General features: G+C 42.8%; 36 protein-coding genes. 10 read left to right on the top strand and 26 right to left on the bottom strand.

All coding sequences use genetic code 11. The annotated features are described in order from the left end of the window. Positions 1-59: 59 nt before the first annotated feature. From porG to AC3E9V_RS02025, 7 genes are read right to left on the bottom strand one after another with little or no spacing between them, the layout of a single operon-like run. Positions 60-767: a type IX secretion system protein PorG gene (gene porG, locus AC3E9V_RS02055; protein ID WP_488751522.1), complete on the bottom strand. Its 708-nt coding sequence runs from the start codon at positions 765-767 to the stop codon at positions 60-62. Positions 768-769: 2 nt separating this feature from the next. Continuing rightward, positions 770-1,897 carry a DUF6089 family protein gene (locus AC3E9V_RS02050; protein WP_488751521.1) on the bottom strand — a complete coding sequence of 376 codons (1,128 nt, stop codon included), beginning with the start codon at positions 1,895-1,897 and terminating at the stop codon, positions 770-772. 53 nt (positions 1,898-1,950) lie between these two features. Next, positions 1,951-2,826 (bottom strand): NAD kinase, encoded by an 876-nt coding sequence (locus AC3E9V_RS02045; RefSeq protein ID WP_488751520.1) that lies wholly within the window; start codon positions 2,824-2,826, stop codon positions 1,951-1,953. A 4-nt stretch (positions 2,827-2,830) separates the two neighbouring features. Continuing rightward, positions 2,831-3,496 (bottom strand): CBS domain-containing protein, encoded by a 666-nt coding sequence (locus AC3E9V_RS02040; RefSeq protein ID WP_488751519.1) that lies wholly within the window; start codon positions 3,494-3,496, stop codon positions 2,831-2,833. Next, positions 3,493-4,251 (bottom strand): alpha/beta fold hydrolase, encoded by a 759-nt coding sequence (locus tag AC3E9V_RS02035; protein WP_488751518.1) that lies wholly within the window; start codon positions 4,249-4,251, stop codon positions 3,493-3,495. The genes AC3E9V_RS02040 and AC3E9V_RS02035 overlap by 4 nt, the downstream gene beginning before the upstream one ends. A 22-nt stretch (positions 4,252-4,273) precedes the next feature. After that, on the bottom strand, positions 4,274-4,819 hold the full coding sequence (locus AC3E9V_RS02030) for a CvpA family protein (RefSeq protein WP_488751517.1): 546 nt from the start codon (positions 4,817-4,819) through the stop codon (positions 4,274-4,276). Between the two features lie 4 nt (positions 4,820-4,823). Beyond that, on the bottom strand, positions 4,824-5,273 hold the full coding sequence (locus tag AC3E9V_RS02025) for a GatB/YqeY domain-containing protein (RefSeq protein WP_488751516.1): 450 nt from the start codon (positions 5,271-5,273) through the stop codon (positions 4,824-4,826). Positions 5,274-5,322: 49 nt separating this feature from the next. On the opposite strand from AC3E9V_RS02025, the gene AC3E9V_RS02020 reads away from it, so the two are divergent. Continuing rightward, positions 5,323-6,036, top strand: a complete 714-nt coding sequence (locus AC3E9V_RS02020) for a pyridoxine 5'-phosphate synthase (protein WP_488751515.1) — start codon at positions 5,323-5,325, stop codon at positions 6,034-6,036. A gap of 15 nt (positions 6,037-6,051) precedes the next feature. Further along, a complete protein-coding gene (locus AC3E9V_RS02015; RefSeq protein WP_488751514.1) occupies positions 6,052-6,813 on the top strand; it encodes an alpha/beta fold hydrolase in 762 nt (253 codons plus the stop codon). Here the strand turns inward: AC3E9V_RS02015 and AC3E9V_RS02010 are convergent. Beyond that, complete coding sequence (locus AC3E9V_RS02010; protein ID WP_488751513.1) at positions 6,805-7,017, bottom strand: DUF2905 domain-containing protein; 213 nt, start codon at positions 7,015-7,017, stop codon at positions 6,805-6,807. The genes AC3E9V_RS02015 and AC3E9V_RS02010 overlap by 9 nt on opposite strands. Between AC3E9V_RS02010 and AC3E9V_RS02005 the strand changes: the two genes are divergently transcribed. From AC3E9V_RS02005 to AC3E9V_RS01990, 4 genes are all read left to right on the top strand, one after another. After that, positions 7,016-7,732: an SAM-dependent methyltransferase gene (locus AC3E9V_RS02005; protein WP_488751512.1), complete on the top strand. Its 717-nt coding sequence runs from the start codon at positions 7,016-7,018 to the stop codon at positions 7,730-7,732. The two genes, AC3E9V_RS02010 and AC3E9V_RS02005, sit on opposite strands and share 2 nt — an antisense overlap. 56 nt (positions 7,733-7,788) lie before the next feature. Next, positions 7,789-9,042 (top strand): methionine adenosyltransferase, encoded by a 1,254-nt coding sequence (gene metK / locus AC3E9V_RS02000; RefSeq protein WP_488751511.1) that lies wholly within the window; start codon positions 7,789-7,791, stop codon positions 9,040-9,042. Positions 9,043-9,062: 20 nt separating this feature from the next. Beyond that, complete coding sequence (locus tag AC3E9V_RS01995; RefSeq protein WP_488751510.1) at positions 9,063-9,797, top strand: TerC family protein; 735 nt, start codon at positions 9,063-9,065, stop codon at positions 9,795-9,797. Between the two features lie 186 nt (positions 9,798-9,983). Beyond that, positions 9,984-10,142: a hypothetical protein gene (locus tag AC3E9V_RS01990; RefSeq protein ID WP_488751509.1), complete on the top strand. Its 159-nt coding sequence runs from the start codon at positions 9,984-9,986 to the stop codon at positions 10,140-10,142. Between the two features lie 108 nt (positions 10,143-10,250). Here AC3E9V_RS01990 and AC3E9V_RS01985 read toward each other — a convergent pair whose 3' ends face one another. The 9 genes from AC3E9V_RS01985 to AC3E9V_RS01945 form a co-directional block, all read right to left on the bottom strand. Beyond that, the gene (locus AC3E9V_RS01985; RefSeq protein WP_488751508.1) at positions 10,251-10,436 is read right to left on the bottom strand and encodes a hypothetical protein; all 186 of its coding nucleotides are present in this window, start codon (positions 10,434-10,436) and stop codon (positions 10,251-10,253) included. A 136-nt stretch (positions 10,437-10,572) separates the two neighbouring features. After that, entirely contained in the window at positions 10,573-10,926 is a 354-nt protein-coding gene (locus AC3E9V_RS01980) for a HepT-like ribonuclease domain-containing protein (RefSeq protein ID WP_488751507.1), read from the bottom strand. Beyond that, positions 10,923-11,213, bottom strand: coding sequence for a nucleotidyltransferase family protein (locus AC3E9V_RS01975; RefSeq protein ID WP_488751506.1), 291 nt, complete (start codon positions 11,211-11,213; stop codon positions 10,923-10,925). The genes AC3E9V_RS01980 and AC3E9V_RS01975 overlap by 4 nt, the downstream gene beginning before the upstream one ends. Positions 11,214-11,485: 272 nt before the next feature. Further along, the gene (locus tag AC3E9V_RS01970) at positions 11,486-11,638 is read right to left on the bottom strand and encodes a hypothetical protein (protein ID WP_488751505.1); all 153 of its coding nucleotides are present in this window, start codon (positions 11,636-11,638) and stop codon (positions 11,486-11,488) included. Between the two features lie 212 nt (positions 11,639-11,850). Further along, positions 11,851-12,321: a heme-binding domain-containing protein gene (locus AC3E9V_RS01965; protein ID WP_488751504.1), complete on the bottom strand. Its 471-nt coding sequence runs from the start codon at positions 12,319-12,321 to the stop codon at positions 11,851-11,853. A gap of 30 nt (positions 12,322-12,351) precedes the next feature. Continuing rightward, positions 12,352-13,038: an SDR family oxidoreductase gene (locus AC3E9V_RS01960; protein ID WP_488751503.1), complete on the bottom strand. Its 687-nt coding sequence runs from the start codon at positions 13,036-13,038 to the stop codon at positions 12,352-12,354. 87 nt (positions 13,039-13,125) lie between these two features. Continuing rightward, positions 13,126-13,779 (bottom strand): SDR family NAD(P)-dependent oxidoreductase, encoded by a 654-nt coding sequence (locus tag AC3E9V_RS01955; RefSeq protein ID WP_488751502.1) that lies wholly within the window; start codon positions 13,777-13,779, stop codon positions 13,126-13,128. A 53-nt stretch (positions 13,780-13,832) separates the two neighbouring features. Then, the gene (locus AC3E9V_RS01950) at positions 13,833-14,477 is read right to left on the bottom strand and encodes an NADPH-dependent F420 reductase (protein WP_488751501.1); all 645 of its coding nucleotides are present in this window, start codon (positions 14,475-14,477) and stop codon (positions 13,833-13,835) included. A 49-nt stretch (positions 14,478-14,526) separates the two neighbouring features. Beyond that, a complete protein-coding gene (locus AC3E9V_RS01945) occupies positions 14,527-14,952 on the bottom strand; it encodes a MarR family winged helix-turn-helix transcriptional regulator (protein ID WP_488751500.1) in 426 nt (141 codons plus the stop codon). 107 nt (positions 14,953-15,059) lie between these two features. Between AC3E9V_RS01945 and AC3E9V_RS01940 the strand changes: the two genes are divergently transcribed. From AC3E9V_RS01940 to AC3E9V_RS01930, 3 genes are all read left to right on the top strand, one after another. Next, positions 15,060-15,422, top strand: coding sequence for a BlaI/MecI/CopY family transcriptional regulator (locus AC3E9V_RS01940; protein ID WP_488751499.1), 363 nt, complete (start codon positions 15,060-15,062; stop codon positions 15,420-15,422). Then, positions 15,419-17,155: a hypothetical protein gene (locus AC3E9V_RS01935; protein ID WP_488751498.1), complete on the top strand. Its 1,737-nt coding sequence runs from the start codon at positions 15,419-15,421 to the stop codon at positions 17,153-17,155. Before AC3E9V_RS01940 ends, AC3E9V_RS01935 begins: the two co-directional genes overlap by 4 nt. Before the next feature lie 274 nt (positions 17,156-17,429). Further along, the gene (locus AC3E9V_RS01930) at positions 17,430-17,828 is read left to right on the top strand and encodes a hypothetical protein (protein ID WP_488751497.1); all 399 of its coding nucleotides are present in this window, start codon (positions 17,430-17,432) and stop codon (positions 17,826-17,828) included. On the opposite strand, the gene AC3E9V_RS01925 is transcribed toward AC3E9V_RS01930, so the two are convergent. The 4 genes from AC3E9V_RS01925 to AC3E9V_RS01910 all read right to left on the bottom strand — a co-directional run bounded on the left by AC3E9V_RS01925 (position 17,745) and on the right by AC3E9V_RS01910 (position 21,558). Then, positions 17,745-18,935, bottom strand: a complete 1,191-nt coding sequence (locus tag AC3E9V_RS01925) for a sodium ion-translocating decarboxylase subunit beta (RefSeq protein WP_488751496.1) — start codon at positions 18,933-18,935, stop codon at positions 17,745-17,747. The two genes, AC3E9V_RS01930 and AC3E9V_RS01925, sit on opposite strands and share 84 nt — an antisense overlap. Positions 18,936-18,939: 4 nt before the next feature. Next, positions 18,940-19,359, bottom strand: a complete 420-nt coding sequence (locus tag AC3E9V_RS01920) for a hypothetical protein (RefSeq protein WP_488751495.1) — start codon at positions 19,357-19,359, stop codon at positions 18,940-18,942. A gap of 66 nt (positions 19,360-19,425) precedes the next feature. Continuing rightward, positions 19,426-21,297: a biotin/lipoyl-containing protein gene (locus tag AC3E9V_RS01915; RefSeq protein ID WP_488751494.1), complete on the bottom strand. Its 1,872-nt coding sequence runs from the start codon at positions 21,295-21,297 to the stop codon at positions 19,426-19,428. A gap of 6 nt (positions 21,298-21,303) precedes the next feature. Continuing rightward, positions 21,304-21,558 (bottom strand): OadG family protein, encoded by a 255-nt coding sequence (locus tag AC3E9V_RS01910; RefSeq protein ID WP_488751493.1) that lies wholly within the window; start codon positions 21,556-21,558, stop codon positions 21,304-21,306. Positions 21,559-21,683: 125 nt separating this feature from the next. Here AC3E9V_RS01910 and AC3E9V_RS01905 point away from each other — a divergent pair, with 125 nt between their 5' ends. After that, positions 21,684-21,980: a hypothetical protein gene (locus tag AC3E9V_RS01905; protein WP_488751492.1), complete on the top strand. Its 297-nt coding sequence runs from the start codon at positions 21,684-21,686 to the stop codon at positions 21,978-21,980. Positions 21,981-22,128: 148 nt separating this feature from the next. Here AC3E9V_RS01905 and AC3E9V_RS01900 read toward each other — a convergent pair whose 3' ends face one another. From AC3E9V_RS01900 to AC3E9V_RS01880, 5 genes are all read right to left on the bottom strand, one after another. Next, entirely contained in the window at positions 22,129-22,404 is a 276-nt protein-coding gene (locus tag AC3E9V_RS01900; RefSeq protein WP_488751491.1) for a DUF2442 domain-containing protein, read from the bottom strand. Next, entirely contained in the window at positions 22,404-22,661 is a 258-nt protein-coding gene (locus AC3E9V_RS01895; protein ID WP_488751490.1) for a DUF4160 domain-containing protein, read from the bottom strand. Before AC3E9V_RS01895 ends, AC3E9V_RS01900 begins: the two co-directional genes overlap by 1 nt. Positions 22,662-22,784: 123 nt before the next feature. Beyond that, the gene (locus tag AC3E9V_RS01890; protein WP_488751489.1) at positions 22,785-23,228 is read right to left on the bottom strand and encodes a type II toxin-antitoxin system VapC family toxin; all 444 of its coding nucleotides are present in this window, start codon (positions 23,226-23,228) and stop codon (positions 22,785-22,787) included. Further along, positions 23,225-23,479, bottom strand: coding sequence for a DUF6364 family protein (locus AC3E9V_RS01885; RefSeq protein WP_488751488.1), 255 nt, complete (start codon positions 23,477-23,479; stop codon positions 23,225-23,227). The genes AC3E9V_RS01890 and AC3E9V_RS01885 overlap by 4 nt, the downstream gene beginning before the upstream one ends. A gap of 70 nt (positions 23,480-23,549) precedes the next feature. Beyond that, positions 23,550-25,391, bottom strand: coding sequence for a glycoside hydrolase family 13 protein (locus AC3E9V_RS01880; protein ID WP_488751487.1), 1,842 nt, complete (start codon positions 25,389-25,391; stop codon positions 23,550-23,552). Positions 25,392-25,394 lie beyond the last annotated feature (3 nt).

Below are 25,394 nucleotides of genomic sequence, written 5' to 3'. Positions count from 1 at the left end.
AGACCACAAAGTTGTGGTTTTTTTTACTAATCCAGAATATTTAAACAATTTTTAACGATTTAGTAGGGCCTGATACGATCCAGGATCGCCCTGTTAGGTACATAAGGAAACGGACAAGGGATATTATATAGTACATAGGTGATGCTAATGCCCGAGTAAAAATACCAGTCATCGTCGTTTGGGTTGCCAAATTGATAGTTTTTAATGGTCTGGTCTCCATCAGACAGACCATCCAGGTTATCAAAAAAAGTCTTACGAGCGCCCGCTTCAAAACCTAACGTCAATCTTTTACTGAGCAGGTATTTCACGCCACCGCCCATCGGCAGGACAAATTGCAGCCTGCTGTAATCTTCATAGGAGGGTTCTGTGTTATTGAGTTTCATAAAAGCAATTCCCAGGAAGGCATATGGAGACCACTTTATTCGTTTGTTGTCTGAGCGATAATCGATGAAATGATACTCAAAGACCGAACTGAGTTCTAAAAAAGAATGCTTAAAGTTGTATTGCCGCTGCACCCCAAGCTCATCGATAGGTCGCTCATCATCTCCTGAGAGACTTCCGGCAGTAAACCCAAACTTCAAACTAACAATTTCGGAGAGGTTCATACGGTAGATTGCCGTACCCGCCAGATGTGATTTACTGATCCTGGGATAGTGATTCAGATCACCTGTATAATGAGAGGCACCTATCCCCCCGCCAAACTCAATGAACTGAGCATGACAAACCAGTGATATCAGAAAAAGAATTAAAGAAAAGCCTATTCTCAAGTCTATCTAAATTTGGCCGACGTTCTGGTTTGTCCAAGAATATAGGTCAGTTTTAATGTTGTCACAAAGATCATGTCATTGTCATCAGGGTTACCTCTCCTTGTCTGGATTCCCTGGTCTATGCCAGCCAGCCCGCCACCGACAGTTGATGAGTAATACGTAACACCATCTCTCAGGCTCTGACTACTAATATCCACCCCTACTCTTTCCACTTCTGCCCAGGCAGCCGTAGGCTCGGCACTTCTATCTGCCATGATTCTGGCGAGATCATCCTCAAAGAGATCGTGACCCACATAATATCCACTTACATCATCTATGTAATCTGTAAATAAAAACCTATAACCGAACTCAATGCCCGCATCAAAGGGACCAGGCAGTCGGAATTTTGCACCAATGGCTATGGGTATGGAAAGCTGAAATGGGCTATATGTCTTCACCTCATAATCAATATCCGTTCCCGCCTGACTTTCAACGAAATCTTTCAGTACAAATTGCCCTTCGGTACCAAGTGGACGCAGCCTCACCCATTCGCCGGCCTGAGGTACAGGTTCCGTACCACCAGTAGTGTAATCAAATTCAGGAACAAGACCCTTCGGTTCGTGATGAAAAACGGCTGCTCCGACAAACAGATAAGCGTTTATGTTTGGTCGCATATTCGGACCGCCATAGTTTGGAAACAAATAGATCTCAAAACCGGTACTTAGCTCCTTTATATCATTTCGGAAATGAAGGTTTCTCAAATACCTTGGACGTCCCTGTTCTTCATTAGGATCAGATGTGATGTCATCCCCTTTTACCCTTCCGTAGTTGAATGAGACCCTCCAGGCCATTCTGGGATTAAACTTATAACCAAAATTACCGCCAAACCCGGGTCGGGTAAAGGAAACATCCGTACTGGCTGCTTTATTGACAGGGGCTAGATCGCCAAAATAGTTCAGCGCATTGATATTAAAAGTAGCAAAATAATAGGGGTGAAACCTGCCCCCTATAGAACCCCCACGATAGCTTGATATACTCTTGTTCTTGGTTTTCCTTCTTTTATACTTATTTCTCCTTTGGGCATCAGCATCGTAAGCACCCGCAAGAAAAATAATTAGAAAAATGAACGTAAAGACGGTTTTGATTCTCATCACACTTCCGGTTATAATCTAAAATTAGGAATTAGACTTAATTTTTTCAAAAATCAATTCCTTTTGTCAAGCCCCCAGGTCAGCTTATTTCTCAGAGTATCTAAAAAAGAGCTCCCTTCAATTTTTATCAGCCTGGCACAAAAATCAGCTTTTTCTACTGAAAACTCAGCATGATCGCTCACCGCCACAGATCTCGAATCCAGAGAGACCTGATGCGACTGGTTGTGTGACTCGATCTTGAAGGTCAGCTTACTTTCCTCTGAAATGATCAAAGGCCTGACGTTCAGGTTATGAGGACTGATGGGCGTAATTATAAAGTTTTTTGTGTTTGGGATCACTACAGGGCCACCACAACTTAACGAATAGCCTGTTGAGCCTGTGGGTGTAGAAACCATCAAACCATCTGCCCAGTAAGTATTTAAATACTCTCCGTCCAAATAACACTTTACCACAATCATAGAGGAAGTATCCTTGCGAAGGATAGCAAATTCGTTCAATGCATAGTTTTCCCCTTTGAAAAGTTCTAAGTTGCTGTTTAGGGAAATCAAAGTGCGGTCATCATAAGTAAACTTATCAGCAAAATAATGGTCCAGTGCTGTGGTTATGTTTTCCTTGGATATCGTGGCAAGAAACCCCAATCGCCCCAGGTTGACACCCAAAATGGGCACCAGTGAACTTCCCACATGAGTAAGGGTATGCAGCAGGGTGCCGTCTCCACCCAAACTAAACACCGCCTCAAAATCACTCATGTCTTCTCGGGGATTGTATACCTCAAACCCTTCAAATAGGGACCTGCTCTGAGGTATATCTCTCAGATCCGGACTGATATATATCTGTCGATCATTGTTGAGGACGATCTTGATTATATCCTCTACATAGGGAATAGAATCCAATGAAATCCTTCTCCCGTGAATGGCAATTTTGCGCATTTTCTTAGAGTTTCAGGTACTTCATCAGACTATCGATCCGTTCTTTTTCATCAAAGCTGGAGGTGGCTGCGTTAAATGACGTCTCTACATGAAACCCTGCCTGTTCCAGGGATGCGATGATATGGGAAATGTCCTGTCTGTTAATTTTGAGAGTAAGCAACAAGTCTCCAGGCTCCTCAGAGTGAGGGCTTAGGTAGCTACTCAGTATTTTAGCCTCATCAGACTCAATGATACGACTGATTTCAGCCAGCGAATAATCGTGAAATTTAAGCCTGAGCCCCAGGATAGCGCCAGGAGTGCTTACTGAGGAGCTTTTAGCAAAAGCCTCAACCACATCTTCTATGGAAATCACACCCAGGTATTGCCCCATATCATCCAAAACAGCCACAATACGGAAGCCCTCATGGTTTGAGGTCTTAAGCACATCATAATAATGAACTCCTGCATTTACTTTGCAATGATGCCCCACTAATGGATAGTCTGACACATTTTTGTACTTCAGCTCATCATTAAACAGCAGCTCCTCATCAATGATCCCCAGAAATTTCCCATCTTCCGTTACTGGCAGTTCAGAGAGTCTAAGCTCCTCCATCCATTGCTTTACTTTAGCGATAGAGTCCTGGGGTTTCAGGGGAGGTATCATATAATTGATCAGGTCTTTAGCTATCATACCATCACCTCTTTTTCCAGAAATTCTTCCAAAATAACATTAAACTCTTCAGGGCGCTCCATCATTGGTGCATGACAACACTTATCAATAAACCTAAGGGTAGTATTTGGAATAAGTCTGTCAAACTCATGGGCTACATATGGCGGAGTAATGGTATCATTAAGTCCCCATATCAAAAGCGTAGGGACCTGAATTTTTGTAATCTCCTCAGCCATATTATGACGCTGGGCAGATTTCGCGATAGCCACTATGCGTAGCGCCTTTTGAATGCTTTTTGTTGTTTCAAAAACCTCATCCACCAACTCCTTAGTGGCCGTTTTGGGGTCATAAAAGGTATAGGCCACCCGTTCCTGAATGTATTCATAAGAGCCCCTACGCGGGTAGGATCCTCCCATGGCATTTTCAAATAAACCGGAGCTTCCGGTCAGAATAAGCGTTTTAACTTTATCCGGGTTTTTCAGTGTGTATATCAAACCAACATGACCTCCTAAAGAGTTACCAATTATATTGAGATTGCTGATTTGCTGGTCTGCCACAAACCCTTCAACAAACTTGTTCAATGTACCCAAGCCAGCCTCTTTTACCGGCATTGTGTAAATGGGAAGCAAAGGAATGATCACCCGGTAGTTTTGCGAAAAACGTTTCACCACTCCATCCCAGTTACTTAAGGCACCAAATAAACCATGCAAAAGCAACAGGATTTCCCCTTCACCCTCGTCGATGTAACTGTATCCGTTTTGTTCTTTGACTTCCATCTAGTATAAATAAACTAAGAATTTACAAAAAGGTATATACTGATCGGTGTTTATCTCCAATATTTTTCAGTGAATCGATCATATCCTCTATGAATGGCAACATTTCCGACAGCCACTGAAAGGTAGCCGGGCCAATCCTTTTTACAACCGGGTAGATCAGCGATGTATCCGTCTGACCTGAAGGCAATCTTAAACCGATTGAGTCAAATACCCAAAAGACTACACTCACTATAAATGCCCATTTGAATACTGACGCTAAAGCCCCCAGAATGTTATCAAAAATACCAATGAACGTAAGGTCTACGGCTTTTTTGATGGTTTTAGCAGCCAGATTTATGAGTACCACAGCTCCCAGAAACAACGCCACAAATACACCCACGGTAAGTAACTGAAAGTAGTCACTTTCCTGGAAAAACCTGTTTGACAAAGGAATGGTAAGCTCAATAGCAGCAAAAAGTCCAATGAAAAAAGCCAGGAAAGAAAACAATTCCACGATCAACCCTTTCATGTACCCTTTGACTGCCCCCAGGATAAAAATGACCACAAAAAATATGTCAATATAATTCACCGAATCAGCTTAAGAGTTTTTTAGCAAGCGTAGAGATGGTTTTTCCATCTGCTTTGCCTGCAAGTTTTTTAGTAGCAGCACCCATAACCTTTCCTATGTCCTGAGGGCCTGCTGCCCCCACCTGATCGATAATTGCTTTTAGTTCTGCTTCGATTTCCTCTTCACTCATTTGCTTGGGCAAAAAGTCCTCAATTACTTCCAGTTCGCCCTGTTCTACAGCGGCCAGGTCATCACGACCCTGTTCTTTATAAATATCCAGAGAGTCTTTCCGCTGCTTGGCTGCCTTCATTAGCAATTTCATTTCAGCATCCTCTGATAGCGCTTCCTTTCCTCCCTTCTCTGTCTCTGCCAGCAGGATCAGAGATTTGATGGCACGAAGCGCTCGCAACCTGTCTTTATCCTTATTAAGCATCGACTGCTTGATCTCCGCTTCTATTTTTGTTTTTAAACTCATATTCTATTTTTTTCTAAACAAATTTGCCTTGAATGCAATGTTAAATCAGATGACCAAACTTAGTGTAAACATTAACAAAATTGCAACTCTGAGAAATGCCAGAGGCGGCAATAACCCGGATGTTATTAAAACAGCCATAGATTGTGAAAAATTCGGTGCGCAAGGCATTACCGTACACCCGCGTCCGGACGAACGTCACATACGATATGACGATGTGATGAAGCTCAAAGATATTGTTACCACGGAATTTAACATAGAGGGATATCCTGATGACCGATATTTGGAAATTATCGAAAAAACCCGACCTGCGCAGGCCACACTGGTGCCTGATGGTCCTGACGTGCTCACCTCCAATGCCGGATGGGATACGGTACAGCACAAAGAAAAGCTAACCGGGCTAACCAGACAGTTGAAATCTCTTGGCGCCAGAGTTTCGATCTTTGTAGATCCGGATACAGAAATGGTAGAAGGTGCAGCCACAGTTGGTGCCGACAGGATAGAGCTTTATACGGAACCTTATGCATCCAACTACCACAAAAACAGGGAAAACGCCATAGCTGACTATGTAAAGGCTGCTAAAAAAGCCAAAGAACTGGGGCTTGGTCTCAATGCCGGTCATGACCTTGATCTGGACAATTTAAAATACCTCATTGACAACATTCCTGACCTGGATGAGGTTTCCATAGGTCATGCTCTGATCTGTGACGCCCTTTACTTTGGTCTGGAAAACACCATTCAGATGTACTTACGGAAATTACAGTAACACGCTTTTTATAAAATGAAATTAAATTTTAGAAAATACGGAGAGGGTCATCCTCTTTTTATCCTGCATGGGGTTTTTGGATCATCTGATAACTGGCAGACGCTGGGTAAGGAGTTTGCGGAAAAGTATACAGTGTATCTCATAGATCTGCGAAACCACGGAAACTCCCCTCATGATGACCAAATGAACTATCAGGTCATGAGTGATGATATCCTGGAACTAATGGATGATGAGCGCCTTTCATCCATTCACCTTTTGGGTCATTCCATGGGAGGGAAAACAGCTATGCATTTTGCAACGGCTCATCCGGAAAAAGTGGATAAGCTGATTGTGGTGGACATAAGTCCCAGAATGTATCCACCTCATCACCGGGAGATCTTTGAAGGTTTCCACTCCGTAGACCTGGCCTCACTGGAAAGCAGGAAAGACGCTGACCGTCAAATGGCCGGAAAAATCTCAAATTTTGGGGTGCGGCAATTCATCTTAAAAAACCTGACCCGTGATGACAACAATGACTTTGCCTGGAAAGTCAACCTAAAGGCCCTGGAAAATAATGCTGAGAAAATTGGAGCTGCTTTACCGGAAAACGGGCACTTTGGAAATCCAACATTGTTTATTGGTGGTTCTAAAAGTGATTACATCCGTGATAGTGATCATGAGTTGATCAGGAAGCATTTTCCTTCCGCCGATGTGAAAATGGTTGATGGCGCCGGTCACTGGGTGCATGCTGAAAAACCCAAAGAGCTGTCTAAGGTTATTTTTGAGTTTTTATCCTAGTTTTCTGATAATGTAAAAAACGATAGTGAGGATAATGCTGATGATTATGGAAGTGGTCAGTGGAAAATAGAATGTGAAATTTTCTCTTTTGATAATGAAATCACCAGGCAGCTTACCAAAGAAGTTTATCTTTTCACCATAGAGGACAATAAGTCCAACGATAATCAGCACTATCCCTATATAAATCAATGTTCTCCCTATCATGGCAAAAGGTTGCATTTACTTAATCCCCACATACCTTTCTGAAACCAATGATGCAAGTTTTCTTGCGCCAATGGTTTTGGATGTAATCAAACATACAACTTATTTCCTGGTGGAAAATGTTCGTACGACCCGCAGATTTATCAGCAGCCTTAACCTGGGGATAGATATTTCTTCTCTACGCTTTGAAATAGTAGATAAGAAAACCTCCCCTCAGACAATCTCCAAACTGACAGGCCCTGTATTGGATGGAGAAAACGCAGGCATAGTATCAGAAGCGGGACTTCCCGGTCTGGCGGACCCGGGAAGCATTATAATCAGCTGGGCACACAAAAATGATGTAAGGGTCATACCACTCCCCGGAGCCACATCCATCCACACGGCAGTTATTACTTCCGGGTTCAGTGGTCAGCAGTATACGTTTCACGGATACTTGCCCATTCAGAAAAATGAACGGATCAAAGCCATAAAAAGCCTGGAGCAGGCGGTAAACAAAACCGGATTTACTCAGGTATTTATGGAAACACCATTCCGAAATATGCAACTCCTGGAAGATCTCCTCAAACACTTAAACTCAGGCACCCAACTACACATCGCTTCTGACCTGTTTGGCAAGCAACAACTTGTGAAAACAATGCCTGTCAATGCCTGGAAAAAACAGTCCGTTGATCTCCACAAAATCCCCACCGTGTATTGTCTGGGTCAAATAATTGAATAATCTTCCGTTAATTCGTCGAATCTTATAAATTTGCACCCGCTAAAAATCAAGACATTATGCCATATCTATTCACCTCAGAGTCAGTATCTGAGGGCCACCCTGATAAAATTGCAGATCAGATCTCCGATGCTTTGGTTGATCACTTCCTGGCATTTGACCCACAGTCAAAGGTGGCATGTGAGACCCTGGTAACCACGGGACAGGTTATTTTAGCTGGGGAGGTAAAATCCAAAACCTACCTGGATGTACAGCAGCTCGCCAGGGATGTAATCAAAAAAATTGGCTATACCAAGTCTGAGTATATGTTTGAGGCCAACTCATGCGGCATCCTGTCTGCCATACATGAGCAGTCTCCGGACATCAATCAGGGAGTAGATAAGCAGGATCCCAAACTACAGGGAGCAGGCGACCAGGGCATGATGTTTGGTTATGCCACGGATGAAACTGCCAACTACATGCCATTAGCGCTGGACCTTTCGCACAAGATCCTGATCGAGCTGGCAGCTTTGCGCCGTGAGAACAATGAGATCCAATACCTGAGACCAGATGCCAAATCCCAGGTTACCATTGAATACTCGGATGATAATCAGCCTCAGCGCATTACCAGCATTGTGGTGTCTACCCAGCATGACGACTTTGATGAGGAATCGAAAATGCTCCAAAAGATCAGGAAAGACATTATCGAAATTCTGATCCCGAGAGTAAAGGCACAGTTAGGCCCTGAGCTACAAAAACTATTTGAAGGCGACATCAAATATCACATAAATCCTACCGGGAAATTTGTGATAGGTGGTCCTCATGGGGATGCCGGATTAACTGGTCGAAAGATCATCGTGGATACTTATGGGGGAAAAGGCGCTCACGGCGGTGGGGCTTTCTCAGGCAAGGATCCTTCTAAAGTAGACCGGTCAGCGGCATATGCCACCCGCCACATTGCAAAAAACCTGGTAGCTGCCGGGCTTTGTAAAGAAGTTTTGGTTCAGGTTTCTTACGCCATTGGAGTGGTGGAACCAATGGGCTTATACATCAATACCTACGGCACAGCCAATGTAGACCTGACAGATGGAGAAATCGCGAGGAGGGTCGAAAAGATCTTTGACATGACCCCTTATGGGATCGAAACACGCCTCAAGCTGAGAACTCCCATGTACCAGGATGCCGCGGCTTACGGGCACATGGGTCGAACCCCTGAAAAGGTAACCAGGACATTTACCAATGGAGATGGGGAAACCAAAACGGTAGAGCTTGAGACTTTCACCTGGGAAAAGCTGGATTATGTAGATCAGGTAAAAGAAGCATTCGGATTATAGTCTATTAACCATCATTAGCTATGGAAATCTTCTTGCAGGCAGAAACGTGGGTGGCATTATTGACGCTGACTTTTCTGGAGATAGTACTGGGGATCGATAATGTGATCTTTATATCCATTATTTCAAATAAACTCCCACAACACCAGCAAGGTAAAGCAAGAAAACTCGGGCTACTACTCGCCCTGGTGTTCCGTATAGGGTTGCTTCTCGGGATCACCTGGATCGTGTCGTTTAAAGAGCCTCTGTTTACCGTTTTCTCCCATGAGATAAGTGGACGGGATCTTATTCTGCTGATCGGCGGGCTTTTTCTCCTGGCTAAAAGCACCAGAGAAATTCATCACAAAATAGAAGGAGAAACTGAACATGAAAGTGGCAAACAAGCCAGCTCGTTTTTTAGCGTGATCTTTCAGATCGTCCTGCTAGACGTGATCTTTTCTTTTGATTCCATACTTACGGCAATAGGCCTGACCGAAGAAATCATCCTTATGATCATAGCGGTAGTGCTCTCCATTGGGGTTATGATGGTTTTCGCCAAGAAGATCAGTGACTTCATTAGCAAACATCCAACACTTGAGATACTTGCATTGTCTTTCCTGATCCTGATCGGATTTATGCTGATGGTGGAGTCATTGCACTACCATGTACCAAAAGGGTACATATACTTTGCGGTATTTTTCTCTCTGATCGTGGAGCTGATCAATATGCGCAGGCGGAAGAAACGTAACCCTGTGAAGCTGAGGAAAAGGATGGATTAGGACTCCTGCTCCATACACCTTTCCGTGATCCGTTTTGTGCCTTTTTGTATTTCTCGAAAGGAGGTACCATTAAAATCCGGAAAGCACTTTGGCGAATAACTGCCAGTGTCTATAGTTTCCACCTTTCTTATTGTTTTTCTTTGTTACATGAGTTCAATCGTTATTAATCCGAAAAACCCGCAAGAATTGCAATTTCTTTCAGAACTCCTTCAGAAGTTGGGAGTTGACACTAAAGTCCTGTCTGATGAAGATACCGAGGACTTGGGGTTATCAGTGCTTATGAAAGATGTTGACCGTACAGATATAGCTTCAGAAGAGGAAGTTATGGCAAAGCTAAAAGGTTAATGAATGTTCTCTTCTTAAAGAAGTTTAGTAAAGATCTTGACAAGATTAAACAACCAAAAGATCTCAAGTCCATCTGAAATTGTTGAGTTAGTAAAGGAAACCGAGAGTTTAGAAGAAGTTCCTGGGGTTAGGAAATTGACAGGGTTTAATGATGCCTTCCGAATCCGCTCCGGTAATTACCGGATTGGAGTATTTGTTAATGGAGATGTCGTAGAGTTCGCCAGAGTTGCTCACCGAAAGGATATCTACAAAATTTTCCCTTAACTGATGCCCTGAAGGGATACTGATGTCCAACTTGTCGTAGAGCTGATCAACATGCGCAGGCGAAAGAAACGTAACCCTGTGAAGCTGAGGAAAAGGATGGATTAGAACTTTGGTGTGTGATGGACTTCAAAATTCTTAATTTCAACCCTGTTGAGGCTAGCTGACGTCATCCCTCGTTTTCTCTTTCTAATACTTCTTCCAATTGAATCTTATTTTCAATCAGATGATCCTCCGCAATTTCCCACAAAATCTGCGGATCAATCGTATGGTATTCATGTGCAGCAAAGTTTCTCAGACCGTACATTTGTCTCCATGGTAAATCTGGATATCTATCTTTGACTTTATTGGGAATCTGATTAGCTGCTTCACCTATAATTTCGTAATTTCTGGTGACTGCATCGATGACCATTTCATTTTGCAAAAAATCTTCAAGCCCATTTACCGTATCAATATAGCGGATGATCTTGTCAATGGCTTCTATCATATCCTCAATGTAAGCCAAATATCCTCTGTCTTTCATATGTATTTCACTTGCTGTAATATGGCTTGCCTCCACTGCTTTTTTAACGATCTTTCAGTCACCAAATCTACTTTTCTACCGATAGCAGATTCAAGATAATCTTTTAAATCAAAGAATTTCCAGCCAACCTTTCTACTAAATGCTACCAAAATATCTATGTCTGAATCTTCACGATAATCACCATTAGCAAAGGACCCGAAATAGCCGATTTGCTCAATGCCAAACTCCTCTGCTAAATATGGCTTTACTGCCTTGAGCTTGTTTTCTATTTCTTGAGGTGTTTCCATACCTTAAATTTAGCGGTTTCTTTCTTCAATTCAATGAGTGGTAACCAGCCACCGATCGTATGCCTACAGTTGTGAATCGCACTTAACTAGTGAAACCTGCCGATCCCGATCCAATGAAGCAAACAACGGTTTCAAATGGGCATTTCGTTAAGAAAGATGAACGCAGAATACAATTCTTTTTTCCCAGGGCAGATTTAGTGGTGAAGTTTGGCAGAGAAGTGGCGAAGAACCACTTTAGGTCATTCGGCTCTAACCAATGTTTTAGAGCGTTTTTATCGGTAATATTTTCGTTGGAAAGTGAGGTTCGTGGAAATGTCCTGGTTACCATGAAGGTCTTTGTTGACAATCACGTCAATGGAATATTGAATGTTGTATTTCGCCAGAAGTTCGTCCAACTCATTCTTCTTGTTTGTAGCTATTTTCATTCCCCACCTGTATTTGTTAAGAGGCCCAGAAGCCAATGGAAGAATCAGTACTCCAGTTCCCATTATAATGAGTGGAACAGTTGAAATCACTCCCTTCTACATGCAACACCCATTGCACATAGCCGACTACATCATTCCAAATCTAATGGATTCTGATTTGGTCAGGCCACGCAATTATCCTTTAAAGCGGTGATCGTACCCACTACAGCTATTTATTCATCCCCGGGGTTTAGCTGACTCATATAATCCTTCGCCCAGGCAATCAGCTCTTTGGTTTGCTCTTCCGACAGCACCGCATCGCGATGGACCCATGTGTATGAATTGAGTGGCATTTCTCCTTCCTCTACCTCCTCGATAAGCTCTTCCATTTTGTGGTGCCTGCGCTTTTCGCTGTAAGACGCCCACTCTGAAAAGTTGAGGTGCTCGCTACCCTCTTCGATATGATCAATAAGCCACCAGGAAACAGGAGCTACACCGGCATACCAGGGATAAACGGTTTCATTTGAGTGGCAATCGTAGCAGGCCGTTTTCAGTATGCTACTTACACCTGAAGAGATAACTACCTCTTGATGAATATCTCCCGGGTTTTCTTTTTTTGATTCAGGTTTATCACCAGGAAAAAACTGAATAACAATGAGAGCAGCCAGTAAAATCAAGCCACCGATCTTCAATCCTTTTTTCATACCGATAAAAATATAAATAACCGGGACTTTCTACCAGTCTATTACCTTTTTATCCCGTAAAAATTTTCCGGAGGGGATACCGGGCTCCAATGCCAGCCACACCGGAGTTTCAGCTCCTCTTTGTACGGTTCTTGAGGCTCCGGCACCTCCCATTTCCGTTTTTACCCATCCCGGACAGACACTATTCACTTTTAACCATGTTTCTTCAGCAGCCAGTATTCCTGTAAAGGCATTGACCGCTGCTTTGGAGAGCCGGTATGCCGGATTCCCTCCGGACATCCCGTTTAAGGCCCCCATCCCGCTGGATAAGTTTATCACTCGCGGGTCATCACTTTCTTTCAGCAAGGGAAGTAACCCCTGAGTGAGTTGGATAGGGCCATGCAGGTTAATTTTCAGCATTCGCTCCATCAGCTCCGTGGGGATGTCTCGTACATGGAAGTGGCTGTCTTCGAGTATGGCTGCATTATTGATCAGCACATCCAGTCGGTCGTGTGATCTGAAAAATTCCTGAACAAATGCACGTATGCTGCTTACCTGTTCCAGGTCAAGGCTCATAAAAATGACATCCCCACCATGGTCTTTTAATTTTTTAGCCGCCTCAATCCCCTTTTGTGCCGACCGGGCAGCGAGGATCACCCTGTGACCGCTTTCAGCAAGTTGTTTACATATCTCGAAACCAATTCCCCGGTTTCCTCCAGTCACCAAAATAGTCTTCATGAGTTGTTGGTATTGAAAAGTGGTATTGTTTGGTTTAACTATTGATGATACCGTTCTTTTGCTGAGGATAACATGCCTTCTATTAAATTAATATTCCACTATGTCAATGGATTTTCCATCCTGAGAATGGATCTTCCAAAACTCCTCCGCAATAGAAGTAGGATTGTATTTCAGGTCCTTAGGCTGAACGTAACCCTTCACAACCACGGTTCCTACTTTTATGTGAGTATAATGAAGTTCATTTACCAACTGCTTTACCAGGTTAAGAAGTCCGGCTTTACCTATAGCCAGGGAACCGTAGTTTGGGTTTGGGTCTAAAGCGAGCCCTCCTCCGGTAAACAGAAGCGTTCCCCGATTATATTTTTTCATCGGTTTGATCACTTCCCTGACAGCATGTAGCGCTCCGCCTACATTTACTTTAAAGTCTGCGGCCAGGGAGGATATGGATTCTCTGAGAATGTTCTTATCCTTGATCCTTGCCGCATTGTAGAGCAAAACCTCCGGATCCCCCAACTCTTCTTTTAATGAAAGGATGGCCTCACTAAGCTGGGACTGAATACTGGCATCAGCCACTGCATAATGACTTATAAGGCCGTCTCCGGACATGAGCTGCTGATATGCGATCAGTGTTTCTTCATTTCTGGATATCATACCAATTTTATATCCGGCCCGGACAAAACGTAAGGCAACAGCATAGCTGATTCCACCCCCCATGCCCACAATGATCATCGATTTTTCCATTCTTTAGGTTTGACTTTCTATATTTAAGTTAAGTCAAAAACCCCAAAGGATGTTTATTTGGTTAGCCATTTAAAGGCCTGGGTCCATTGGTTTTCCCTAAAGCCGGGAATACACCAAAGCATGCATAGCGGCTCAATGGCACGAGCGGCCTTAGCGGTCCCCATATCTTTCGTTTCCCAGCCGAATTGATCCAAAACTTTGACTACCTCTGCCTTGGCTTGCGCTTCATTTCCTGCGATAAACATGGTAGGTTTTCCTTCTTCAAACTGTGGATTGACCATCAGGTGGGCTCCTACACTGTTAAAAGCTTTTACAAAGTTTGCATTCGGATAAGTGTTTTGCAATTCTTCCATCAAAGACCCATTCTGTTTGGTGTAAAACTTCAGCACACCATCTTCAGGTGCGGTGTTATCATCAATCGGGTTCCCTGCGTCTATGATTGTTTTACGATCGAGGTTTTGCTCTTTAGCAGCTCCTAAAACATCAAGCGAATATTTCCCTTTCACTGCCAGCACCAAAAGATCCCCGAAAGAAGCAGCTTCCTCAAGGGTTCCTACTAATGCACCGGGATTTTTATTTTGCCACTCTTCCAGTTTGGAAGGTGTTCGTGTTCCCAGTTTCACCTCATAGCCATGCTTCAGAAAACCTTGTCCTAATGATTTGGCTACTGTACCTGAACCTAAAATTCCAATTTTCATAATAATTATTAGTTAGTTGTATGTACAAGCAATTATTAATTAAATTCTTTTATTGCATTCGGTCATTAGCGATTACCATAGCATTTGCGAGGTCTTTCGCCATTTCACTCCCAAGCATTTCTTTATAGCGATCATAAAGGGCTTCCCAACATTCCTGCAGTTTTACATTTATCTCCAAACTTTTATCCGTGGGATACACCCTGATTGATTTTCCCTCCGATTCACGTCTTAAATAGCCTTTTCCTTCCATTTTATCCAAAAAACGTGTGATGGTAGAGGGCTGCATCTGTAACTCCTGTGCAATGGCTGATGGACTAATACCCGGTACCCGGTTTACCGTCATGATCACAAAAGCATACGATGGGGCCAATCCCGAAGGAGCAAAAGACTCCTCGGCCAGGCGGTTAAGTCGCCTGGCCAGCGCACTGGTCGAAAAGTACAGGCAATTACAAAAATAGGATCGCTTTTTTTCCATTATTTGTATATACAAATGTAAAAACGAATCAATTCAGGAAATGGTTTCATTTTATTTCAACTGAAATTTCAGTTGTATAACTGATTTATCCGTTATACTTTTACGGCATGGAGAAACTCACAAAAGCCGAAGAACCCATTATGCAGATGCTCTGGAAGCTGAAGAAGGCATTTGTAAAAGATATCATTCGCGAGTTACCGGAGCCCAAGCCTCCTTATAATACTGTATCATCCATTATAAGAATATTGGAAGAAAAAGGAATGGTAGGTCATGAGGCTTTTGGAAAAACCCATCAATATCACCCATTGGTGAGTAAATCCACTTACAGCCAAAAGGTGTTCCGGTCTTTGGTAAAAGATTATTTTGATGGTTCTGTTTCTCAAGCTATGTCCTTGATGATCAAGGAAAAAGAACTAACGCAGGAAGAATTGGCTTCACTCAAAAATCTCATCAAAAAAATTGAAAAATGAATGCACCCATAAACTACATCTTAGAAGTATGCGCTGCATCGGGTATCCTCTATTTGGGATACCTTTTATTAAGGAATAAAGTCCCGGCCTCTATCAATCGAATTATATTGCTGGGAATTGTCTTGATCCCCCTTATTCTTCCTCATCTGGAAATAAAAACAGGCTCGCCCTCCATGTCGTCTACACAGATTACCGAGGTTTTCTCTCCGGAGTTGAGCAGGTCAGATGTAAAACCTCTTCCTTCTTCCACAACTCTTCCGGCTAGTGAATCGTCCAATTCAGATCCCAGGCCTTCCAATTTTGATTGGTTAACATCGGTATTTATTGCCTATTCTGCTATTTCTCTTTTCCTGCTTTCTAAGCTCCTTTTATCCATATTTTCGATTTTATCACTAAAAAATAAAGGGAGATTTGAAGAAAGAAATCCTAATTACTGGCTTGTCCAAACTGACCGATTTATAGGAGCCTCCTTTTTTAATCTTATTTTCATCAACGAGAATTATAAAGAATCTGAAAAGCTTACTCACATTTTACAACATGAGAAAATCCATAAAGAAAAATGGCACAGTCTGGATATCCTTCTAAGTGAAATCTATTGTGCGGTTTTCTGGTTCAATCCCATTGTATGGTTCCTGAAAAAAGAAATCAAAAAGAACCATGAATACGAAATTGATGAGATCCTTGCCAGAGAACTTGGTCATGTAAACTACTCTCATCTCCTTGTCAGTTTTTCAGCCAATACTTCCCGATCCACTCCACTTAATCTTTTTAGTTATAGTCGCATCTCCAAACGCATCAACAGCTTACTGCATAAGCGAAAGAAAAAAAGCAATCTTTTCCTGGGTACTCCATTTTTGGCTTTAGCCATTTGGCTGATCAGCTGTGAAACGGATGTTACGGATATTTCATTGCTGGAGGCTGAAGCAGCTCTTAAAGATGTGAAAAAAATTACAACCACGTATATCAGTCATCAGTCAGATACTCAGCATAAAAGCGGGAATATCATTGCTGAAGCACACTTCCTGCCAGACGGCTCTCTGGATCGTGTAGTACAGCATATGACCTATCCTTACGACTATAAAGACCCCTTCGAGATTTCTTTTATGACATCTCCCAAAGCCACCGGAGTGCCATACATTATGGACGGCTTAGATGTAGGTCCAATAGAGAAAAATCTGCTCTATGGAAACGACTGGCCCAGGATCTATGCATCTAAAGCAGAAACCAATCACCCAAGATTCAGGTCGAGTGAGCTTTTTAAATATTCAACAGAGATTGAGTATGCTGATGAAGAATTACCTGCAAGAATCACTGTAAAAGAACAATTTACCAAGAACTCAAACCTTTCTTATTATGATGCAAATGGTAAAAAAGTAGGTTCCAGGTCCAGACACTCGTATCTAGAAACATTTGAATATGCAGGTGATAAAGTTGTTTCGTATAGTTATGGTGCTAACCATAGCGCTGGGGAGATGGATGAAAGCGATCTCAACGAGCAAAAATTTACCTACGATAACAACAACCTGACAGATGTCAAGCTAAAAGAGTGGAATCACAAACACTACTACAACCATGATCTTCTCGTAAGATCAGAATACTACAAAGGGGACAAACTCTATACTTACAGGGAATACTTTTACAATGGCTCAGGCCTGAAAGTCCGAACTGAAATGTTTAACCTCTACGGGGATCCCGAGTACACCATTAAGTATGACTATGATTTTTACCAGTAAATTTTCTTTCCAAGTCAGTTTTAGGTAACTATTTAGTTCTTTAACGGAAACAATGGCAGAATCCCTGTCCTGGGAGTATTCCTCCAACTGTAACTGATCTCCAAATGGATTCATCAGTGGCCTTTCAACCTTGAAAATAAACAATCTTGCGTTCTAAACATTCTGTTGTACCAAATAATACCCATTCATCGATATTCCTTCCCTGCTAATCTAATCCTTTCGTGAAGTAATACCGGATTGTCTTATTATCGTAATCCAATCAGCCTGAAACACGATGAAACGGTTATTTCTTCTCGGATCATGCTTATTTCTCTTTCTGACAACATCAGAAGGTGACCTTCTAAAGGCAGAATTGTCTTTAGAAAAGCCTGTGAAAAAAGATAAGTATGCCATAAGAAAAGCCAGGCTGGATTCTGTCATCAGCCACAATCACTTAAAAAACGGATTTGTGGTATTTGATGATGCCGGTGAGGCTGTGGCCTCCGGAGAGTTGAATGGAGGTGTGAGTTCTGTAGTAAAGTCTCTGGATCCGGGAAATTTTCACATTTACTTACAGTCAACCGGCCGGGTATTCGAGCTCAGGAAAACGTTAACCCAAAAAGGAGATCAACACCCCGGCAGCAACCGCCGAACCGATCACACCGGAAATATTACTGGCCATAGCATACTGTAGCAGATGATTATTGGGATCATGCTTCAGGGCTATTTCATTGGCAACTCGAGATGCCATAGGCACCGCACTGAGGCCCGTTGCCCCGATCAGCGGATTAATTTTCTTTTTGGCAAACAGGTTGTAGATCTTAACGGCAAATATTCCGCCGGCTATGGAAATAGCAAACGCAATAAACCCACCAACAATTATCAGGATAGTTTCCACATTAAGAAACGCTTTAGCGGTCATCGTAGCACCTACGGCTAGGCCCAGAAAGACCGTTGCCGCATTCAGTATAGTATCAGACGCAGCTTTATGCAGACGTCCTGTAGCCGCGCCAATCTCTTTAACCAGGTTTCCAAACATCAGTAGCCCGATCAGCGGAACCGATGATGGCACCAACAAAGCTACAATTGTGGCAACACCGATCGGGAATAAGATTTTCAGGGTTTGGAGGTTTTTGATCGGCCTCTTTGACGGAAACAGCTTGTCCTGCTGCTTCATGTTGATCATCAGGTCCTTTTTGGTAGTGGTAAAACGGACAACCAGTGGAATAATAACCGGCACTAAAGCCATATATGAATAAGCCGCAATGGCAATAGGACCTAAAAGATGGGGGGCCAGCTTGATCGTGGTATAAATAGCCGTAGGTCCATCCGCTCCGCCAATGATCCCCAGCGCTCCGGCTTCCTTCAGGCTAAAGCCAAAAGCTACCGCTGAAATGAGCACAGTGAAAATGCCAATTTGGGCTGCTGCGCCAAAAAAAGCCAGCCTCAGATTTCGCAACATGGGTCCAAAATCCGTCAAGGCCCCAACTCCCAGAAAGATGATCGGTGGCAAAAAACCGGTCTTGATCATTGAATAATAGATAAAATTCATGATCCCATGCTGACTGGCTATTTGATACAGTGTCAGGTTTTCATCAATCTTTTCTACTCCCATTTGTCCTCCCGGGAAGTTTGCGATAAGCATCCCAAAAGCAATGGGAACCAACAAGAGGGGCTCGTACTGCTTTTTGATCCCCAAATACATCAAAAAGAATGCAATGAGGATCATTAATAATATTTGCGGCTGATCCACAATGTTCTGGATAGCCGTCATTTTGTATAGCTTATCGAAAAGATCCACCTTGCTAGTCGTTAAACAAATACCTGAAGCCGAAAGAGCCGCGGAAGATTTGACGGTCCGCATCCACATCAAACATCACGGCTGACTCAAACGTAAACCCGAAATTCTTTGTGGAAAATGGGAAAGCGTTGATCCCGGAAGCTAAAACCACCCCCGGAAACAGATTGAAGCGACCTCCCAGGGCTCCGTACAGATCCACTTCTTTGCTTGAAATGAAGTTATAAGCCCCCAGAAATTCAGGTGAAAAATTGGATGATTCTACATCCATGGAAAACCTGGCCTCTCCCCAAAAAGTGTTAGCTGAGTTGTAGTTAACAGCCAGGTTAGGATGAACTGTGGAATAAAGGAATCCGGTACCGACCTGCGCTTTAGCGCTTACACAAAAAAATACAAGGAAGGTTGCAATCAGGATTTTGTTATTCATATCTATCTGATCTTTGGATTTATTTTTTTGAAATCAAAGCTTAACTTAATGACATTATTTCGAAATCTATTTTAATTTGATCAATACGTCATCATCATAGACATCCTCCCCTTCATTTACCAACACCTCAACCACCGTTCCTTCTACATCCGATTTTACAGCATTGGTCACTTTCATGGCTTCTATATATAAGACCACATCCCCTTTTCCGACCTTATCTCCTACTTTCAATGCTTTTTCTCCGGCTTCTTTAGTCAGGTAAACTTTTCCTTCAAGCGGAGCTGTAATCTCCTTTACAGCCCCATTAGGTGAAGGTGAAGTCTCCAATGATTTTGATTCCTGAGGCTTCGCTTGGGTACCATTTGAGGTACTGTATGAAACCGTAACTTTAAACTTCTCCCCATTTACATCAATATCAAGATGTTTAGGCTGACCGCCATCTCCAGCCGAAACTCCAGGTGCTTGTGGGGTTTCAGACCCTGCTTTTCGTTTTGCCAGGTCAGTTTCAAAATCCTTTTTCGCTTTCCCTGATTTATAGGCCTCATACTGCTGAGGGTGCATGGCGTATTCAAACAACTCCTCATCATCCTGTCCGGTATCCCACCCCTGCTCTTTCATCTTCTGGCGGAATTCTTCCAAAGCATCCGGTTGCAGGTCCTGAGGATCTCCCTCGAAAAATTCTCTGTCCTGTTCTTTCGCAAGATCTTTGAGTTCATCTGCCAGTTTACCAGGAAGTCTTCCCGACTTGCCAAGCAACATATCCCAGGTATTGTCATCCAGCAGCGACCAGCGTTCTTTGCCTTTTTCCATCTGCATTACGTTGACCAAAGCAGCATTTTTGACATACTGGCTATATGGTGTTACCAGTGGTGGATAGCCCATTTTTGGCCAGATCTCCTCTACCTCCTCAAAGAGCTTGATCAGCAGGTCATCCTGGGTTAGAGCTGGCTGATTATGCTTTTCTTTCCACTTATTCAGGCTTTTAAGGTTATTTTCCAGATCGGCCATAAGACTCCCCATCATACCGCCAGGTAATCCCGGACCGATAAGCAAAGCGTTCATCAATCGGTTTTTGGGGTTGATATAGTAGCCTAAAAAGTCATCGATAAACTCCTGCGTCAGTGAGCGAGCCTGCATGTAGGCTTTCATATTGATATCGGGGAGGCTAAATCCGGCATCCCGAAGTACCTCATGCACGGTGAGCAGGTCCGCGTGACCCGTACCAAAGGAAAGAGGCTCCATACCAACATCAATAAAATCAGCTCCGGCACGGGCGGCCTCCAGGGAAGAAGCCACAGAAAAGCCGGGACCTGAGTGCCCATGATAGCTGACGGGTATGTCCTTCTTGATGCTTTTTATCCCTTCTACCAGCTTACCCATTGAAGCTGGCCGGCCGATCCCGGCCATGTCTTTGATGCAGATCTCTTCTGTACCCATCGCGATGAGCTCCTCGGCCATTTTGATGTAATAATCTACCGTATGAAGCCTGGAGTGGGTAATGCACAAAGCCGCCTGGGCGATCATGCCGCCCTCCTTGGCATAGTCTATGGAAAGCTTAAGGTTACGGGTATCGTTTAGTCCGTCAAATGATCTCGAGATATCCGTTCCCTGTATTTTCTTCAGTCTGAACATTAGCTTTCGGACATCCCGGGGAACCGGATACATCCGTAGCCCATTCAGGCCCCGCTCCAGCATGTGGGTCTGAATGCCTGAATCATTAAACGGCTGAGTCCACTCCCGGACAGACGTATTCGGATTTTCTCCGTATAAAAGGTTGATTTGTTCAAAGCCACCTCCATTGGTTTCTACGCGCTTAAAACAACCCATATCAATAATCGGCTCTGCTACGCGTTTCAACTGATCCACGCGAGGCATATATTTACCGGATGATTGCCACATATCACGGTAAACCAAACTAAGCCCAATTTCTCGTGCCATTATTTTTTATTTTTTCCGCTCAATTTTACTAACCCTGCCCTGGCCTTTTGTTATGATCTCAACAGCCGCATTTATTGCTGCTATCTTTTTCTTATTTACCTGATCCCCCTGCTTTTCGGCTGGAATGACCAGCTCCGGGATAAAAGCATTTACAAATCGAATCAACAGGTTTCCAGTGATGACGACAAGCAAAAGGACTGTAAAAACAGTAATCATTCCCGTAAGTAAAAGCATTAAGGCTGTTGAAAGTTCAGCTTCCATGTGATTGATTAATTATCCCCCCAAATTAATGAAATAAATACAGGACAACATCACGGCGAATTTGAGATTGTCCTTGTAGAATAAAAAACTCCTTTGTTAGCTTAGTCAATGATTTTGGTCACTAAATGTTACTTTCATCAATTTATATTGCTTTACTGATCATTCTCACTTTTGTGAGGGCTTACCTGAATCTGGAAATCTATAATTCTAATCACCAAACTGACTATGCCTTGTTTTATGTCAAAAAGAATTTTAGCATAGAAGAAGAAAACAAAAGCGCTGAGTCTCTATTACTTTTCATCTATTTAGTCCTGGTGGTTGTTTGGTTTAAATGGAAAAAAGAAAAGAGAAGGTACGTAATGTATAATCTTGTACTATCTCTCGTTTCGCTTGCGCTGATCTATTTACTTTCTATTCTTTAAGGTATTTGCTTTTGTGGATTATACGTTGCTGTTTGTGTCTTTAAGATTGTTAGTAACCTTGATGAAAATGTGGGTGCACCTTTTTATCAATAGCTCAGAATTTCGCTTTGACTTCAAACCTCTACGAAGAAGGTAAGTGTATTTATTTTTATCTGACCTTATGTGCTTTTTCGGATTGCTTCAGGGTGAGTTCATGAAGGAATTCCGGGGCAAAATCTGCTCCACAATCCCAACCGATTGTCCAGCGATCTTTGGTGAAATTCTTGAAATAATTTATATCCTTCAATGGTTCGAAAACCTCTCCCCATATTTCGTCTTTTAAATCTACTATCCCGGTTAGACCGTCCGAAAAAGTTAACTTTATTTGGTAATCGGTCAGGTATTCAGCTTGCTCTACTTTTATAAGTAATGTATTGGTCGCCATTAGTCTAAGGGTTTAATCTTGTTAAGTGGTTTACGTTCTTCTATTCGTTTCCAGTTTTCAAGCAAGGCATCTTTGTTTTGATCCAACCAGTCATATACTAAACCAAGTGCTCTCCTTGACATTTTTCCTGTTAATTCTCCTGTTTCAATATTCATAACAGCCTCATAATCTTGATATTCTATGTGGAAATGAGGTGGATTATGTTCATTAAAGTACATTTTGATAATAATCCCATAAAATCTGCTGATCTCTGGCATTCCTGTCCATTCAAAAATTTAAACAATTTTAAGATACAAAAATTCCTTTATAATCATTCGAATTTTAGGTAAGCGTAAAGTGCAACTTTTTAGATTTTTGTGTTAAAAAATTCTGCGACTCTCTCAATTGCCAATAACTCCATGTTTCCTTTCAATCATATACCTTCTGAAAAAGTCCTCACAGGTAAGAACTTCAATATTGGAAAAATAAAAGTCTCCGGGATTTTCGGTTATGATGCAGGTACATTCTGCATTCTCAGCGGCGTAATACTGCATACCATCCTCCAAATCATTTACCGCAGGATTTCTTAACGATTCATTCACTACATCTTCAGACACTACGGCAAGTGAAACATGTTCCTTGAGCCTGTTAATTTTTTGCTTTGCCTGCTTCTCTCCACTCTTTTTTGAGACAAAATAAAAACAAATAGCAAGTGAAAGCGCTGAAGTATAAACTTTGAATCGGGGATTATCAGCAAGAGACAGTATCCTGGAAGAAACGGTAAATACGGGATACTCCTTGTTCAATACTGAAATGATCACATTGGCATCCAGAAAAATTTTCATTTTCTTCTGGAATCATAGTATCCTTTTTTCGATTCTTTCCTGGACCTGGTTTTATACTCGGCCTTACCTTCGGCAACTTCATTTACCCAATCGGCGATGGGAAAATCCTCTAACCCATAGTAGTTGCCCGAAGTGATCTGCTTGTACAGGTATTCTGTAAGTCGTGATAAGCTTATATTATGCCTATCTGCAAACTTTTTAGCAGAATCTATTACTTCCTTCTCAAAACTTAAAGTAACCTTAGCATCCATAGCATTAAGTTATACGACAAAGATAAAAAATCTATACGTATAACCAAGCAACTCCAAATATCAGAAACAGTTAATTCGCCTCCTCTTTTTCCAGTGTTAATATAAAACTACTGTTTCCAGGAATAGATAGTTGATCTCCCAGTGAAACATTCTTATTGGTCAACACATCAGTACCCTTGTCATAGCCTTCCAGAATCTCAGCAAATCGATCCAGCTTCAGCTCCTTATCCTCCTCATTGTTGTTCATAAACACAACTACCTTTTCATTTCCAGCACTACGGCTATAAACGTAAATATTATCATACGGAACAAAGTGCTTTAAGTCGCCAGCCTGAGCTGCTTTGCTACCTTTCCTCCAGTTGAGCAAGGTTCGCAGATGGTTAAAGGCTTCATTCTCTTCGGCAGTACGCCCTTCCGGGGTAAAGGCATTCCGATCATCCGATGACCACCCACCCGGAAAATCTTCTCTCAGCACGCCATGTTCTCCAAACTTTCGCATCAATATCTCAGTGCCATAATAGATCTGTGGGATACCCCGTGTAGTCAGCAGAAAAGTCATCGCATTCTTGAATTTGTCCAGGTCTTCACCGACGGTATGGTAAAATCGATCCATGTCATGATTATCGGCAAATATCTTGTTAGCAAAAGGCTGATGGTAAGCAAAATCTTTGCTCAGCACATCGTACAGGCTTCTTAAGTCCCCTTTTTCGCCGAATGCGGCATGGATGGCATTGCAAAGCGGAAAATCCGTAATACTTGTCAGTTTTGAATTATATGGTGCATTTGGTTGGGGAGCCCAGTAAGCCTCCTGCAGCTCGCTATGGATCCAGGTTTCACCCACCAGGTAAAAATCCGGGTACTCTGCCAGGACCCGCTCTGCCCAGCGCTGCATGGTTTCTATTTTATTGTAGGGGTATGTGTCCATTCTGATGCCTTCTAATCCGGCATATTCTATCCACCAGATACTATTTTGGATGAGGTATTCTTCCATGAACGCATTGTCATGGTTGAGATCAGGCATCACGGATACAAACCAGCCCTGCTCCATGAGCTTTTCATCTGCTTCAGAGCTGTAAGGATCCGGAATGGATGCCATGGCATGGTTGGTGTTGGTGTAATTCCCCTGAAAATGCACCCAGTCAGAAAACGGAGGCTCTTTGATCCACCAGTGCTCAGAGCCGGAGTGATTGAAAACCATATCCATGATCAGCTTCATGCCTCGCTTGGACAACTCCTCGGACAATTGTCTGTACATTTCATTGTCTCCGTACCGCTTGTCTACATTGTAGTAATCCGTGATGGCATAGCCATGATAAGTAACGCGGGGCATCGCATTTTCTAAAACAGGATTGAGCCAGAGTGTAGTGACACCCAGATCTTCCATGTAGTCAAGTTTGGAAAGGATGCCTTCCAGGTCGCCACCATGCCGCCCGTTGAAGTGCTCTCTGTCAAACTTATCTTCAAGCTCTTCTACTGAGTCATTGCCTGTATTCCCATTTGCAAACCGATCCGGTGTGATCAGATAGATCACATCCTCATTACCGATCACATCCCGCTCCCCCGAGCGTTCCTTCAGCTCGTAGGTAGTTTTAGCAATGACCTTCTTTCCTTTTTTAAATTGAAGCGTATAAGTTCCTGCCTTTATACCTGCCAGATTGAGGTCTACAAACAGGTAACCGGGGTTTTCCGCTTTTTGAATCCTGGTAACCTCCGGACCATCATTGTCCTTTATCTCCACTGCGGTTGTCTCTCCGATCCCATCACTTTTGATGAGCAACTGAAGGTTATCATTTTGCATTCCGCTCCACCAGAAGGGCGGTTCGACACGCTCAAGGTCCTGGGCTGCCAGTCCGTTTACATGAAATGAAATGAAAAGAATAAACGCGATTTTAAGTATCGATACTTTTGTCATTTG

The organism is Marinoscillum sp. HNIBRBA16962, from assembly GCF_057801515.1.
Note: the sequence above shows the minus strand (reverse complement) of the source record. Positions and strands in the feature narration are given on the sequence as shown.